This window comes from Sphingomonas hengshuiensis, assembly GCF_000935025.1.
GTDB classification, from domain to species: Bacteria; Pseudomonadota; Alphaproteobacteria; order Sphingomonadales; family Sphingomonadaceae; genus Sphingomonas; species Sphingomonas hengshuiensis.
In genome coordinates, this window is sequence record NZ_CP010836.1 from 700,816 (window position 1) to 716,368 (window position 15,553).

Below are 15,553 nucleotides of genomic sequence, written 5' to 3' on the forward strand. Positions count from 1 at the left end.
GTAACTGACGAGGATTGTCCCGTAGTTGCGGGGAGTTCCGGATGTTGCGTTACGGTGTTGTTACGGTCTCCCTTCTTGCGGCAACCGCCGCGCATGCCGGGGATAAGCCCCTATACCAGCCCGCCCCCGGCTGGGTGCTTGCCGCGCCGGCGCCGACCGGCGCTGCGGATGGCGATGCGGCGAGCATGGTCACGTTCGACAACCAGCAGCGGATCGCCGCCGACGGCACGCTATGGGGCTATGTCGAGCGAGCGACGCGCATCCTGTCGGTCGCCCAGCTTAGCCAGGCGGGCACGGTCAGCATCGAATGGCAGCCGCAGCACGGCGACCTGATCGTCCATGCCGTCGACATCGTGCGCGGCGGGCAGCGGATCGACGCGCTGAAGGCGGGGCCGCAATTCACGGTGATCCGCCGCGAAAAGGGGCTGGAGGCACAGATGCTGGACGGCACGCTCACCGCGACGCTGGCGGTCGAGGGACTGCAGGTCGGCGACGTGCTCGACGTGCGCCACACGGTGACGCGCAGGGACCCGGCGCTGGCGGGCAATGCCGTCGCGATCGGGCCGATCCTGTCGCAGCCGCTCAAGCTCGGCTTTGGCCGCACGCGGCTGATGTGGCCGCAGGGGACGCCGGTGCAGTGGAAGGTCTATCCCGTCGGCGCCACCCCGCGCGAAAGCGATGCGGCGGGGTGGCATGTGCTGGAGTTCACGCTGCCGCTGGCGCGCCAGCCCGAGGCGGCGGCGATGGCGCCGGGGCGATTCCAGCGCCCGCCGATCGTCGAGGCGACGACCTTTGCCGATTGGGCGGCGGTTTCGAAGGTGATGGCGCCGCTGTACAAGACCGAGGGGCTGATCGCGCCGGGCAGCGCGCTGGCGACCGAAGTGGCGAAGATCGCCAAGGCCGAGAGCGATCCGGTGCGCCGCACCGCGCTGGCGCTCAAGCTGGTGCAGGGGCAGGTCCGCTATCTCGCCAAGGGAATGGACAACGGCAATCTGGTGCCGCAGACACCGACCCAGACCTGGTCCACGCGCTATGGCGACTGCAAGGCCAAGACGCTGTTGCTGCTGGCGATCCTCCACGGTCTGGGGATCGAGGCGGAGGGGGCGCTTGCCAATCTGGGCAATGGCGATGTGGTGACGGCACGGCTGCCGTCAATCGCGGCGTTCAACCATATCATCGTGATCGCCAAGCCAGGCGGACGGACGCTGTGGCTGGACGGTACCGCCACCGATGCGCAGCTCGACGATATCGACGATGTGCTGATCACCGGCTGGGCGCTGCCGGTGCGCGCGGAGGGCGCGACGCTCGTGGAGGCGCCGCGCCGCGTGCCGGGGCGACCGACGACGCTGGGGACCGTCGAACTCGACATGCGCGGCGGGCTGGACCTGCCAGCGCCGTTCGAGGCGACGGTCACGATCCGCGGGCGCAATGCCAGCATGTTGAAGACCGCCATGGCGCAAATGGGCAAGGACGAGCAGCGGCGGATGCTCCAGAGCTCGGCGCCGAGCGGCGCCGATGTGATCCTGGCATCGCACAAGGTGACGTTCGACGATGCCGCCAGCACCGCCAAGATCGTGCTGCGCGGATCGATAACCCCGCGCTGGAGCTATGCCGATGCGCGCTATCGCTATGGCCTGGCGCCGATCGGCGTCGGGACGCTGCCCGATCGCAGCCGCGCGATTTGGAAGGAGATTCCGATCCTGATGGGTGCCCCGGCCAATAGCGTCAACACGACTCGCATCCTGTTGCCCGATGGCGGCAAGGGTATCGTGCTGGACGGCGCGCCAGCGACCGAGATCGACTTGCCAGGCGGGCGCCATGTCAGCCGCACCGCGATGCTGGCGGGGGAGGTGCTCACCGTCGAGCTGCGCAACACCCAGACCGGCGGCGAGATCGCGCCCGCTGAAATCCCGGCGGCGCGCGCGCGGCTGGCCGAGGCGAGGAACCGGCTGTTGCGGATTGCGACGGTGCCCGGTCGGCCGGGGCCGTGGAACGCAGTGGCGGCGGCCAAGCGCGCCGGGCGCTACGACCGGCAACTGGCGGATTATGCGAGCTATATCGCCGACAAGCCCGAGGACGCGTCGCGGCTGGTCGCCCGCGCGCGGTTCCTGGAAGGGATATTCGAGCGCGAAAAGGCGGTGGACGACCTGGACAAGGCGATCGCGCTCCAGGCCGACGGCGCAACCTATATGCGCCGTGCGAGCCTGTTTGAGGAACTGGGCCGCCGCGATGCGGCCGAGGCGGACCTGGTCGCCGCGTATGATCTCGATCCCGCCGACACCGTCGCATTGCGGCGGCTGGCGATCGCCCGCGCCCAGCGGGGGGACAAGGACGGCGCGCTGGCGCTGGTCGACGCGCGCATCGATGCGAGCGCCGGGGGCGAGGACGAACCCGGCCTGCTGGCGATGCGCGCTTCGGTGCTGGCCGCTGCCGGCGATGCCAGCGCTGCGATCGCCGCCAGCGACAGCGCGATCGAGAAACGGCCGGGCAATGCGAATTTCCTCAACGGGCGGTGCTGGATCAAGGGGACGCTCAATGTCGAGCTGGACAGCGCGCTGAAGGACTGTACCCGCGCCGTGGAAATGGGCGGCACCGGCGTCGCGGCGGCGCTGGACAGCCGCGCCATGGTGTATTTCCGCATGAACCGGCTGGCGGAGGCCGCCACCGACATCAAGGCGGCGCTGGAACTGCGTCCTGGTGCTTCGGCAACGCTGTTCCTGAACGGCGTGGTGCAGCGCCGGATGGGCAGTGCGGCGGCGGGCGATGCCGCGCTGGCCGAGGCGCGGCTGCTCAATCCGCAGGTCGACGCCGAATATGCGCGGTTCGGGGTCGAGCCGTAACGAAACAGGGGCATTGCGGTGCCGCCGCCTTGCCTCGCGCCGGCAACTCGCTAGCTTTGGTTCCCTGTGGGGGGGAACTGCATGATTTTTAGAGTGGCGCTCGCGGGCGCGTTGTGTGTTGCTACGGCTGCGCGGGCGGGGGACAAGCCGCTGTACCAGCCCGCGCCGGCATGGGTATTGCCCGCGCCGCCGATCGACGCGACCAAGCTGACCGACGCCGATCCGGTGTTGCTCGTGCTCGACCAGCAGCAGCGGCTGGAGGGCGGGCAGCTCTGGGGCTATTCGGACCTCGCGATGCGGATCGCGTCGCCGCAGGTGCTGACGCAGATGGGGACATTGCCGCTGCCCTGGGACCCGAGCCTGGGCGACATCGTGATCCACAAGGTCGAGATCATCCGCGGCGCCGAGCGGATCGACGTGCTGGCCAGCGGCGCGCGGTTCAACGTGCTCCATCGCGAGGAGGGGCTGGAGCGCGCGATGCTCAACGGGATGCTCACTGCGACGCTGTCGGTCGAGGGGCTGCGCGTCGGCGACGTGCTGCGGCTCAATTTCTCGACCACGCGCAAGGACCCGGCGTTGAACGGCCATGTCACCACGGTCGCGCCGGTGGTGCCCGAGCCGATGCGGTTGCAGTTCGGGCGCATCCGCGTGCTGTGGCCCAAGGCGAGCAAGGTGCAGTGGCGCACCTATATGAAGGGCTTCACGGTCGCGCCGGTCGATACCGGCAACGGCTATACCGAGCTGACGGTGAAGCTGCCCGTCGCCAAGCCGGTGGAGATGCCGGGCGACGCGCCGCAGCGTTTCCAGCCGCTGCCGATCATCGACGTGTCGGACTATGCCGATTGGGCCGAACTGTCGAAGGACATGGCGCCGCTTTACGCGACCGAGGGGCTGATCGCGCCGGGCAGCCCGCTGGCCGCCGAAGTCGCGCGGATCGCGGCGGCGAGCGCGGACCCGCGCACGCGCACCGCGATGGCGCTGCGGCTGGTGCAGGACAAGGTGCGGTATCTGTTCAAGGGGATGGATGGCGGCAATTACGTGCCGCAGGCCCCGGCGCAGACCTGGACGGTGCGCTATGGCGATTGCAAGGCCAAGTCGCTGTTGCTGCTGGCGATGCTCCGCGCGCTGGGCGTCGAGGCCGAGGCGACGTTGGTCAGTGCCGATGCCGGCGACCTGCTGGCGATCCGGCTGGCGAGCCCCGGTGCGTTCAACCATGTCATCGTCCGCGCGACCGTGGGCGGCGAGACGCTGTGGCTGGACGGGACCGGCGGCGGCGCGCGGCTGACCGATCTGGGCGACGTTCCGCCGTTCCGCCACGCGCTGCCGCTGCGCATCGCGGGCTCCGCGCTGGTCGACATGCCGCTGCGCCCCGGCAGCCGCCCGGTGACCGAGGCCGAATATGACCTCGACGCCAGCGCCGGGGTGCTGTTTCCGGCACCCTATAAGGCGCGGATCGTGCTGCGCGGGGCGGGGGCAGAACAGATTCGCGTCGCATCGGCGCAATCGGGCAAGGAAGCCGTCGAGACGATGATCGACGGCATCCTGCAAAACCATCTGGGGGCCAACGAAGCCGTCGACCGCAGCTTCAGCTATGACGAGGAGAGCGCCACCGCAGTCGTGCTTGCGTCGGGGCTCGCCTATCCCGACTGGTCGCGCGACGAGCAGCGCTACAAGACCCAGCTCGATTCGAGCGTCGACGGCATCCGCTTCGCCCCCGATCGTGCGCGTCCGGCGTGGCGCGACGTGCCCGTGGCGAGCGGGGACCCCGCCGACGCGCGGGTGGTGACGCGGATGCGGTTGCCCGGCGGCGGCGCGGGGTTCGTGCTGGAGGGCGACCAGACACTGCCCCCCAGCCTGGGCGGCGTGCTGCTCCGGCGCAGCGCGTCGCTGACGGGGGGCGTGATCACTGTCGACGACCGCGTGATCAAGGGGATTGGCGAAGTCGCACCCGCCGACATCCCCGCGGCGCGCGCGCAGGTGAACCAGGCCAAGGCGCGCTTGCTGAAGGCCGTGGCGCCCGCCGACACGCCGCCGCTGTTCCGCATCGTCGAGGCCGCGAAGCGCAGCAAGGCGCTCGACCCGATCCTGAAAATCTATGCCCGCCAGATCGCCGAGGCGCCCGAGGAGGCGGGGAGCTATACCGACCGTGCCTGGTTCCTCGACCGCATCTATGACCGGGCGGGGGCGATCCGTGATCTCGACAAGGCGATCGCGCTCGATCCCGATGCGGACAATCATCTGTGGCGGGCGCGGCTATATGCGGCGCTGGGCGACGACAAGCGCGCGCTGGCTGACGCGCAGGCGGCGCTGGCGATCGATCCCGGTTCGACCAGCGCGATCGGGCAGGTCGCCCAGCTCACCGCCGATCTGGGCAAGCGCGACGACGCGATCGCGATGCTCGCCGAGCGGGTTGCCGAGGGCGGCGACAACAAAGTGGGCTATGCGACCGCGCAGGCCGATCTGATGGCCGATGGCGGGCAAGTGGACGAGGCGATAGCGCTGCTCGACGGCATGATCGCCAAGTCGCCGGGCAATCCCTCGCTGCTCAATTCGCGCTGCTGGATGAAGGGGACGCACAATGTCGCGCTCGACACTGCGCTCAAGGATTGCACCAAGGCGATCGAACTGAGCGAATCGCCCGCCGCGGTGCTCGACAGCCGGGCCATGGTCTATTTCCGGATGCAGCGACCGGACGACGCGATCGCCGATCTCGACGCCGCGCTGGAAGTGAGCCCCGACCAGGCGGCGAGCCTGTACCTGCGCGGGGTGATCCGGCGGCAAAAGGGCGACAAGACCGCCGAGGGCGAACTCGCGGCGGCACGGATGATCGCCCCGCGGATCGACGAAGTCTATGCGCGCTATGGGATCAAGCCCTGAAGCGGCGAGAAGGAAAACCTCCCCCGGTTCGGGAATTCTTCACGCCCGCGCGTTAACGCCTCGTCATGGCTACGCGCGTCTTCATCACGATCGATACCGAGCTGATGTGGCGGCACCACGTCGCCGGGCTCGACGCGGCGGAGGTGGTGCGGCGCTCGATCGAGCCGGCGGGCGTGGGCGTGGGCTGGCAGCTTGCCCAGCTTGCGGCGCATGGGCTGAAGGCGACGTTCTTCGTCGATCCGATGCCGGCGCTGGTCTATGGCCTCGATCCGATCAAGCGCATCGTCGGCGCGATCCTGTCGGCGGGGCAGGAGGTTCAGTTGCACCTCCACCCCAATTGGACCGGCGCGCATGCCGGGGACAAGGGCGCGAGCCATGGACCGTTCGAGCTGATCGACTATAGCCTCGCCGAGCAGGTCCGGCTGATCGCGGGCGCGGCGGAGATGCTGGTCGCGGCGGGGGCGCCCGATCCGATTGCGTTCCGTTCGGGCAGCTATTCGGCGAGCGACGATACGCTGGCGGCGCTTGCCGAGCTGGGATTCGCCTATGATTCGAGCCACAACGGCTCCGAGCATCCCTGGCCCAGCGCGATCGGGCTGGACCCGCGCCAGATCGCGCCGATCGCGCATCGCGGGGTGATTGAAGTGCCGGTGACTTTGATCGAGGACCTGCCCGGCCATCTGCGCCATTTCCAGATCTGCGCGCTGTCGAGCGGCGAGATGCGCGCGGCGCTGGACCATGCGATGCACGCGGGGCACGCGGCGGTGACGATCGTCGGGCACGGGTTCGAGCTTGCCAATCGCGCCGGTACGCGGCCTAACGCCGTGCATGTCCGGCGCTTCGAGCGGCTGTGCCGGATGCTCGCGGCGCGACGGGGGGGATTGGTGACCGAATTTTTCGCAGACCGGCCGGCGCTGGCGCTGGGGCAGGACGACGTGCCGCTGGCGCCCAGCGCGCTGCGCACGCGCTTGCGACAGGCCGAGCAGCTCTGGTCGAACCTGGTCGAGGAACGCGCGGCGTGAGCGACGGGATTACCGATTCCGCGCGTCCGACTCGGCTGAAGTTCGAGATCGGCGCGCGCACGCTGATGGCGATCCAACGCTCGCTGCTGCGCGTGCCGCTGAGCCTCGCCGATGCGCGGTCGGAGGCGGTGCCGGTGCTGCCGCGGCTGGCGCGCGAGGCGCATGGTTATGCGATCACGTCGCTGCCCGAGGCATTGGTGCCCGGCATGGTCAAGGCATCGGGCGACATGCTGCCCTTTATCCGCCAGCGCTACACGCGCTATTATTTGGACTTCGCCGGCGATTTTGAGGGCTGGTTCGCAGGGCTGTCGTCGAACGCGCGGCAGAATCTGCGGCGCAAGGCGAAGAAGATCGCGCAGGAATCGGGCGGGTCGCTCGACATCCGCCGGTTCGCGGCGCCCGATGCGATGGAGGCATTCCACGACGTCGCCCGGCGGATTTCGCTGCGCACCTATCAGGAAAGGCTGCTGGGTTCCGGCCTGCCCGACAGCGCCGAGTTCCTCCACACGATGCTGGCGATGGCGGCGGCGGGGCAGGTGCGTGCCTGGCTGCTGTATATCGCGGGCGAGCCGGCGGCGTATCTCTATTGCCCGGTGGTCGAGGGCACGGTGCTCTATGCGCATGTCGGGCATGACCCGGCGTTCAACGACCTGTCGCCGGGCGCGGTGCTCCAGATGATGGCGGTGCAGGACCTGTTCGACGAAGGCGCGTTCGCGACGTTCGATTTCACCGAGGGCGAGGGCCAGCATAAGCGCCAGTTCGCGACCGGCGGCGTGGCGTGCGTCGACCTGCTGCTGCTCCGCCCCAGCCTGGCCAACCGCGTGACGATGGCCGCGCTGGGCGGGTTCAACCGCGCGGTGGCCGGGGCCAAGCGCGTGGTGCTGGGCGCGGGCTGGGCGGGCTGGCGAAGCGCGTGCGGCGGGGCTGAGCATTTGGTTTTGTACGAAATAACTGGGCGCACCGGACCGCTCAGCGGCGCAGCCATCTACATTATAACCTGACCGTTTCAAACGTTTGGGCAGTGTGTCCACGGGCGGTGCCCGGGATGCGTGGGATGACTCTCGCCTGCCTTTGCTCGACGTTGCTCCTGACGGGCACGCCGCTTCCGGGCGGTACCGCGCCGGTTCTTGCTGCCGTCGAAGCCGCGCCGCCCCTTTCGGTACGCGACGCCGATAGCGACGCGCCGAGCGCCAGCGATGCGCAGTCCGCGCTGAAGCCGCGCCCACGGATCGAATGGCGCAACGGCGTGCCCGTGCTCGTCTCGGCGGATGGCGGCACCAGCTTCCGGCTGTTGGGGCAGTTGATCGTGGATGCCGCCTCCACCAGCGGCGCCGGCGATCGCTCGCGTAACCGGCAGGACAGCGACGTGCGCGCCGCGCATCTCGGCTTTGCCGGCACCGTCGCCAACACGCTGGTCTATCAAGTGGAGACCGAATTCGCGAGCGGGTCTGCCGACGTCCTGTGGGCCCATGTCGGCTGGCGCGGCAAGATCGGGGCGTCACTGCCGACCTGCTGGCGGGCAACCTCCAGAACGATCGCAGCGTCGAGGGCAGTTCGGGCGGCGAGGCGCTGCCCTTTGTCGAGGCCAATTTCGTCGCGAGCGCGATTGCGCCCGATCGCGGCGGTTTCGGTTTCGGGGCGCAGGCGCGGCTGATCGGGGCGAACTGGCACGCCTCGGTCGCGGTGACCGGCGACGACATCGACGCGGCGCAGCCGCGGAGCGACGATCGCACCCTTCTGGCCCGCGCCCATTGGAACCCCATCAAGCGCGACGGCACGATCCTGCACCTGGGGGCGTGGACCTTTGACGAGAAATTCATCGGCGGGACGCGCAATCTCAGCGCCGGAGCCAATGTCGCGCACGGGCTGAACCCGCGCACGGTGCTGCGATCGCCGCAGCTTGCCGGCGCCACGGGCAACCATGGCGGCGGCGTCGAAGCCGGCGCGGTGGTTGGTCCCGTCTGGGTGATGGGCGAGGCGGGTCGCCGCGTGATCGACCTGCCCCAATCGGACGCGCGGACTGTCGCCAAGAGCCTGTCCGCCGGATGGTTCGTGACCGGCGAGGCGCCTCCCTATGCGGCCGCCACCGGCGGCATCGGTCGCCCGATCGTCAAGCGATCGGTGTTCCAGGGGGGACGCGGGCAGGTGGAGCTTACCGCGCGCTATCAGGAAATCGATGTCCGTACGCCCGGTCTGCGCAGCACCGGTGCCAGCGCCACCGGCGGCGCCAACTGGTATCTGAGCGGCCTGATGCGCGTGATGGTCAATGCCACCGCGTGGCGCCTCACGCCCGACCGATCGCTGGTTGGCGCAGGCCGCCGCACCGATCGCGGCACGACCTTCGTGCTGCGCACCCAAATCGTCTTTTGAAGATCGCCCTAGAGGATCGCACAATGTCCATAATCAGTCGTTTGAAGTTATCCGGGAAGCTGGTCGCCGCGTTCGCGGCGGTGATCCTGGTCGTGATCGCCTCGGGCGCTTATACCTATTCGTCGCTGACCAGCCTTGCGACCATTTCGGAATCCAATGCGAACAGCATCCAGGTGGCGCAGGACGGCGAAGCCATGCTGGGCGCCATCATTCAGCAGGAAAACGCGCTGCGAGGCTTCGCCATGCTGGGCCGCGAGGAACTGCTGGAGGAGTATAAGGCGAACATCAAGGCGTTCGAGACCGCAGCGACGAACTTCGAGGCCCGCACGAAATTGCCGGACCAGCAGCAACGGCTCCCCGACCTGCGCGCCGAGGTGAACGACCTCAACAATCGCCGCTTCGCCGAACTGATTTCGCTGGCGCGCAACCCCGCGACGCGGGCCCAGGCGCAGGAGATTTCGGGTCTCAAACAGCTTCCCAAGGTCCGCGCGATCAGCGGCGAGATCAAGGAACGCCAGCAGAAGGCAGTCGCGGAACAGCGCGATGCAATGACAGCCGCCAAGAATGGCGCGATGATCGCGGTCCTTGTCGGGGCGGTGGGCGCAGTGGTGATCGCCGCGATGATGGCCTGGCTGCTCGCAGGCGCGATCGTCCGCCCGCTGGTCGGGATGACCGGCGTCATGACCCGGCTGGCCGATGGCGACACCAAGGTGGACGTGCCCGCGACCGATCGCGCCGACGAAGTGGGCGAGATGGCGAAGGCGATGCTCGTCTTCCGCGAGAATGCGCGCCAGAAGCAGATTGCCGATGCCGAAGCGGCAAAGGCGCAGGAGGATCAGAATTTCGTCACGGAGACGATTTCGCACAATCTCGACATGGTGTCGCGCGGCGACCTGACGGCGACGATCACCGTCGAATTTCCCGCCGCCTATGGCAAGCTGCGCCAGAACTTCAACGACGCGATCTCGAATCTCCGCGAGTTGCTCGGATCGGTCGTGGAATCGGCGGCGGCAATCCGGACCGGCTCGTCGGAAATCGCCCAGGCGAGCGAAGACCTCGCCCGCCGCACCGAAGCAAACGCCGCAAGCCTGGAAGAAACCTCCGCGGCAATCGCGCAGATGGACCAGCGGCTCAAGGCGACCGCCGCATCCTCCGGCATGACGCTCGAGCGCGCAGACGGTGCCATCACCACGGTTTCGGGCGGGCGCGCTATCGCCGACGACGCGATGCAGGCGATGAACCGCGTGTCGGACAGCGCCAAGGGCATCGACAGCGTGATCGAGGGTCTCGACAAGATCGCGTTCCAGACTCGGGTTCTCGCGATGAACGCCGCCGTCGAGGCGGGGCGCGCGGGTGAGGCGGGACGCGGCTTTGCGGTGGTTGCCGACCTGGTTTCCGCGCTGGCGATGCGCGCCGAGGAAGAGGCCGGCCGCGCCCGCGACCAGCTGACCGCCACGCAGAGCGACATTGGCTCGGCGGTGGGCATGGTCCAGCGCGTCGACGGCGCGCTGGCCAACATCACCGGCGATGTCGGCGAGGTCCATGCGCTGCTGAGCAGCATGGCCGCCGACAACCAGGCCCAGGCATCGGCAGTGACGCAGATTTCCGCCGCGATCGTCGCGATGGACACGGCGACCCAGCAAAATGCGGCGATGGTGGAAGAGACGTCCGCCGCCGCGCGGACGCTGAATTCCGAGGTCTTGACGCTGACCGAACAGGCGGAGCGCTTCAACATCGGCGCCGCCAACGGCGGGGGCAGCACCCGAGCGGTGCGTCAGCCCGTGACCCCCATGGTATCGAGCAGCCCGCGTCGGTCGAAAGTTGCCGCTGTTCCGATGGCGCAGATGGCGGGCGGGGACGACTGGACGACCTTCTGATCGTCCGTCCTGTAATCGGGAAGGGCCGGGATCGCTCCCGGCCCTTTTCTTTTGTGTTGCGCGCCCTCTTCCTCAGGAGGCGGCGCGGGGCGACGGTGCTATGCGTCACCCTCACCCTCCCACTCGGCTTTGCCGAGCGGGCCCCTCCCTCTCCCAATGGGAGAGGGGAAGATTGCATCGCCATTTGCCGCCCGCGCCCCTAGAACCCCTCCATGCACCTTCGCGCCGAAGCCATTGTCCTGAGCGTGCGCGCGCATGGCGAGCATGGCGCGGTGGTGCGTGCGTTGACCGAGGCCGACGGGTTGCAGCCGGGCTATGTCCCGGGCGGACGGTCGCGGGCGTTGCGCCCCGTCCTTCAGCCTTCGAACCTGGTGCAGGGCGAATGGCGCGCGCGGACCGATGAGCAATTGGCGTCGCTCACCGTCGAGCTGATCCACAGCCGCGCGCCGTTGTTCGGCGAGGCGCTGCCCGCGGCGGCGCTGAGCTGGGCGACGGGGCTGACCGCGGCGGCGCTGCCCGACGGGCTGCCCTTTCCGCGGCTGCACGCTGCGCTGGACGGGGTGCTTGCGGCGATCGAGGCGGCGCCGGCGGCGCGCGGATGGGCGGTGGCGATGGTACGGTACGAGCTGTTGCTGCTCGCCGAGCTGGGGTTCGGGCTCGACCTGGAGCATTGCGTCGCGACCGGCGCGCGCGAGGATCTGGCGTTCGTCAGCCCCAAGAGCGGGATCGCCGTGAGCCGCGCGGGGGCGGCGGGATATGAGGATCGGCTGTTGCGGATGCCGCCCTTCCTCACGGCGGGCGGCGCGGCGGAATGGGGCGACATTCTCGACGGGTTGCGGCTGACCGGGCATTTCCTCGCGCGCGACCTGCTGACCGGCAGGAGCGCCGATGTGCTGGCCGCGCGTGTCCGGCTGGTGGACCGGTTGCAGCGAGCAGTTGCGTAACGCGGGCCGGGGCGGCAAAGCAGCGCCAAATTCGCTAGCCACAGGAGCGGGAATGCCGCTGATTGCCATTCTTCCCGGCGACGGGATCGGACCCGAAGTCACCAGCCAGGCGCGCCGCGTCCTCGAAGCCCTTGGGCTCGACCTGCAATTCGAAGAAGCGCCGGTCGGGGGTGCGGGCTATCTGGCGGCGGGCAAGCCGCTTCCCGACGCGACGCTGGCGCTGGCCAAGCGCGCCGATGCGGTGCTGTTCGGCGCGATCGGCGACCCGCGTTTCGATGCGCTGGAGCGCCGGCTGCGGCCCGAGGCGGCGCTGCTGGCGATCCGCCGCGAGCTGGGGCTGTTCGCCAATCTGCGCCCCGCCACGCTGTTCGCCGGGCTGGAGGACGCATCGGCGCTCAAGCCCGAAGTCGTCGCGGGGCTCGATATCGTGATCGTCCGCGAGCTGACCGGCGACGTCTATTTCGGCGAGAAGGGCCATCGCACCACGATGGAGGGGCTGCGCCAGGGCTTCGACGTGATGTCCTATGACGAGGGCGAGGTCGAGCGGATCGCGCGCGTCGGGTTCGAGATGGCGAAGCGGCGCAAGAAGAAGCTGTGCTCGGTCGACAAGGCGAACGTGCTCGAGACGTCGCAGCTGTGGCGCGATGTCGTCAATGAAATGAGCGTGCAATATCCTGACATCGAATTGACGCACATGTATGTCGATAACGCCGCGATGCAGCTTGTCCGACGCCCCACCGATTTCGACGTGATCGTTACCGGAAATCTGTTCGGCGATATCCTGTCCGACCAGGCCAGCATGTGCGCCGGGTCGATCGGGATGCTGCCGTCCGCCTCGCTGAGCGCGTGGAGCGGCGCCAACGGCATGTACGAGCCGATCCATGGCAGTGCCCCCGACATTGCCGGGCAGGGCAAGGCCAATCCGTGCGCCGCGATCCTGTCCGCCGCGATGCTGCTGCGCCATTCGCTGGTCGACGAAGCCTCGGCGCTGCGGATCGAGGCGGCGGTTGCCGCCGCGCTCGCCAAGGGCGCGCGTACCGCCGACCTGGGCGGCAGTCTGTCGACCAGTGCGATGGGCGATGCGGTACTGACGGAGCTTCAGTGACGCCCGACCTGCTCGAGCTTGCCGTCGTCGTTCCCACGTTCAACGAGCGGGCGAACGTCGCCACGCTCGTCGCGCGGCTGGACCAGGCGCTGGCCGGGCGCAACTGGGAGGCGATCTTCGTCGACGACGACAGCCCCGACGGCACCGCGCAGGCGGTGCGCGAGCTGGGGCGGATCGACAAGCGCGTGCGCGTGATCCAGCGGATCGGGCGGCGCGGGCTTTCGTCGGCGTGCATCGAGGGGATGTGCGCGACCGCGGCGCCGATCGTCGCAGTGATCGACGGCGACATGCAGCATGACGAGACGCTGCTGCCGCGGATGCTCGACGCGCTCCAGGCGGACGAGGCGCTCGACGTGGTCGTCGGATCGCGCTTCTGCGCGGGCGGCGGCACCGGCGAATGGGACCATGACCGCGTCGCCAAATCGGCGCTGGCGACCAGGCTGTCGCGCCGCGTGCTCAAGGCCGACCTGGGCGACCCGATGAGCGGCTTCTTCATGATCCGCACCGAGATCGTCCGGCGGCTGGTGCCGACGCTGTCGGGGATCGGGTTCAAGATCCTGCTCGACATCCTGACCGCGGCGCCCAAGCCGCTCAACTTCATCGAAATGCCCTATGTGTTCCGCACCCGGACCGAGGGCGAGAGCAAGCTCGATCATGTCGTGGCGATGGAATATCTGATCGCGCTGTACGACCGGATGTTCGGCAAGGTGATCCCGGTGCGGTTCGCGATGTTCTCCGCGATCGGCGCGCTGGGGGCGGGGGTGCATTTCCTGGTGCTGGGGGTGCTGTTCCTGCTCGCGGGGATGTCGTTCGTCACCGCGACGGTGATCGCGACGGTGTTCGCGATGACCTTCAACTTCTTCCTGAACAACACGCTGACCTATCGCGAGCGGCGGTTGAAGGGGTTCAAGCAGCTGCTCGACGGATGGGTGATCTTCTGCGTCGTCTGCTCGGTGGGCGCGATCGCGAATGTCGGGATGGCGGCGTTCCTGCACAATGTGCAGCATGGCGACTGGCGGCTGTCGGCGATGGCCGGGATCGCGGTGGCGGCGGTGTGGAATTTCGTGCTGTCGTCGCGGTTTACCTGGGGGCGGTACTGACCGAGCGCAACGGTTCCCCTGCGCAGGCGGGGGGCCAGAGCCCCGAGCGGTTCGCCCGCGACTCTGGACCCCTGCCTGCGCAGGGGAACGGGGCCTCACCGCCAGCTCGTGAACCACATCCAGTGCGTGAACCCCTGCGAATCGCGTAAGGGCGAGGCGGCGAGGATCGGGTAGAAGTAGAGGAAGGCGATCAGCGCAGCGGCGGCGAACCATTCTTCGCGGCCCTTGTTCCGGCCTCGGTCGAAATGGTGGAAGGCGACTGCCAGCACCAGGCACAGGAAGATGCCCGACAGATGGTAGTAATAATAGAAGCCCAGCGATTTCGGGATGATCGCATAGAGCGCGACCGACGCCGTCCATAGCAGCGCCACCGCCAGCGGATAGGCGGCGCGGCTGCGGAACCAGGCCCAGTAGCAGGCGAGCACCGCGACGAGTCCGCCCCACATGATCACCGGATTGCCGATCAGCAGCACCCCGCGCTGCGCCCCGCGATCCCATTCGTAGAAATACCAGATCGGGCGGAGCATCAGCGGCCAGCTCCACCAGTCTGACTGATAGGTGTGGCCGCGCAGCTTCTGCGTCTGGAGCGCGTACATGTCGAATTGCTGGGGGAGCAGGCTGGACCAGGTGAGCGGCTGGTTCGCGTAGAAGAAGGCGGGATAGAAGGTCGCGAAATAGACCGTGATGCTGACCGCGCCGAGGATCAGCAGCCCGGGCACGACGCCGAGCCCCGGCCAGTGCGGCTGGTCCTTGCCCGAAAAGGCGCTCGCGAGCGGCCGCTTCGCACGGCGGGCGTCGCGCAGCCGGATCGCGACAAAGGCGAGTGCGGCAAGCGCGACATAGGGGATCGCCGCCCACTTCACCGCGACTGCCAGCCCCATCAGCGCGCTGGCGCCGATCCAGCGGCCCAGCACCCGGCCCGGCGGCGCGCGCATCGCCCACAACATGACGATCATCGCCCACAGCACGAAGGCGCCAAGGTACACGTCGAGCATCGCGGTGCGCGCCTGGACGAACAGCGTCTGGTTGAGCATCGCCAGCGCCGCGGCTACCAGCGCGGCGCGCATCGACCCGAGCAGCAGCCAGACAAAGGCGAAGGCCCCGACCACGGTGGCGGTCCCCGCCAGCGTCGCGGTGATCCGCCAGCCGAACGGATTGTCGCCGAGCGCGACGATGCCCGCGCCGATCAGCTCCTTGCCGAGCAGGGGGTGCTCGACATTGCGCGGCCCTTCGAGGTCGATCAGCGCCTGCGCGGCGGGCACATAATGCACTTCGTCGAACAGGATCCGACTCGGCTGGTCGAGGTGGAAGGTGAACAGCAACTGCGCGGCGAGGCCGATGAGGAGCGCGACGAGGAGGGGCCGGGTGCCAAGGGCCTGGAGGCGAGCGAGCATGGCGCGACGCTAGCCGATCGCGTA

The 15,553-nt window shown here is 68.8% G+C and carries 11 protein-coding genes; 10 read left to right on the forward strand and 1 reads right to left on the reverse strand.

The genetic code is table 11. The features are described 5' to 3' along the window. Window positions 1–41: 41 nt before the first annotated feature. The 10 genes from TS85_RS03330 to TS85_RS03370 all read left to right on the forward strand — a co-directional run bounded on the left by TS85_RS03330 (window position 42) and on the right by TS85_RS03370 (window position 14,135). Window positions 42–2,840 (forward strand): DUF3857 domain-containing protein, encoded by a 2,799-nt coding sequence (locus TS85_RS03330; RefSeq protein ID WP_044330396.1) that lies wholly within the window; start codon window positions 42–44, stop codon window positions 2,838–2,840. 81 nt (window positions 2,841–2,921) lie between these two features. Next, complete coding sequence (locus tag TS85_RS03335) at window positions 2,922–5,717, forward strand: DUF3857 domain-containing protein (RefSeq protein WP_044330397.1); 2,796 nt, start codon at window positions 2,922–2,924, stop codon at window positions 5,715–5,717. Between the two features lie 65 nt (window positions 5,718–5,782). Next, complete coding sequence (locus TS85_RS03340) at window positions 5,783–6,739, forward strand: polysaccharide deacetylase family protein (RefSeq protein ID WP_044330398.1); 957 nt, start codon at window positions 5,783–5,785, stop codon at window positions 6,737–6,739. Continuing rightward, on the forward strand, window positions 6,736–7,740 hold the full coding sequence (locus tag TS85_RS03345) for a GNAT family N-acetyltransferase (RefSeq protein WP_227698649.1): 1,005 nt from the start codon (window positions 6,736–6,738) through the stop codon (window positions 7,738–7,740). The genes TS85_RS03340 and TS85_RS03345 overlap by 4 nt, the downstream gene beginning before the upstream one ends. 53 nt (window positions 7,741–7,793) lie before the next feature. Then, window positions 7,794–8,393 (forward strand): hypothetical protein, encoded by a 600-nt coding sequence (locus tag TS85_RS26020; protein ID WP_227698650.1) that lies wholly within the window; start codon window positions 7,794–7,796, stop codon window positions 8,391–8,393. Then, entirely contained in the window at window positions 8,309–9,109 is an 801-nt protein-coding gene (locus tag TS85_RS03350; RefSeq protein ID WP_227698771.1) for a porin, read from the forward strand. Before TS85_RS26020 ends, TS85_RS03350 begins: the two co-directional genes overlap by 85 nt. Window positions 9,110–9,132: 23 nt before the next feature. Continuing rightward, entirely contained in the window at window positions 9,133–10,986 is a 1,854-nt protein-coding gene (locus tag TS85_RS03355) for a methyl-accepting chemotaxis protein (RefSeq protein ID WP_044330399.1), read from the forward strand. A 212-nt stretch (window positions 10,987–11,198) separates the two neighbouring features. Continuing rightward, window positions 11,199–11,930, forward strand: coding sequence for a DNA repair protein RecO (recO, locus tag TS85_RS03360; RefSeq protein WP_044330400.1), 732 nt, complete (start codon window positions 11,199–11,201; stop codon window positions 11,928–11,930). 52 nt (window positions 11,931–11,982) lie between these two features. After that, window positions 11,983–13,035 (forward strand): 3-isopropylmalate dehydrogenase, encoded by a 1,053-nt coding sequence (gene leuB, locus TS85_RS03365; RefSeq protein WP_044330401.1) that lies wholly within the window; start codon window positions 11,983–11,985, stop codon window positions 13,033–13,035. Beyond that, window positions 13,032–14,135 (forward strand): glycosyltransferase family 2 protein, encoded by a 1,104-nt coding sequence (locus TS85_RS03370; RefSeq protein WP_044330403.1) that lies wholly within the window; start codon window positions 13,032–13,034, stop codon window positions 14,133–14,135. Before leuB ends, TS85_RS03370 begins: the two co-directional genes overlap by 4 nt. Window positions 14,136–14,230: 95 nt before the next feature. On the opposite strand, the gene TS85_RS03375 is transcribed toward TS85_RS03370, so the two are convergent. Next, complete coding sequence (locus TS85_RS03375; protein ID WP_044330405.1) at window positions 14,231–15,529, reverse strand: phospholipid carrier-dependent glycosyltransferase; 1,299 nt, start codon at window positions 15,527–15,529, stop codon at window positions 14,231–14,233. Window positions 15,530–15,553: the final 24 nt, after the last annotated feature.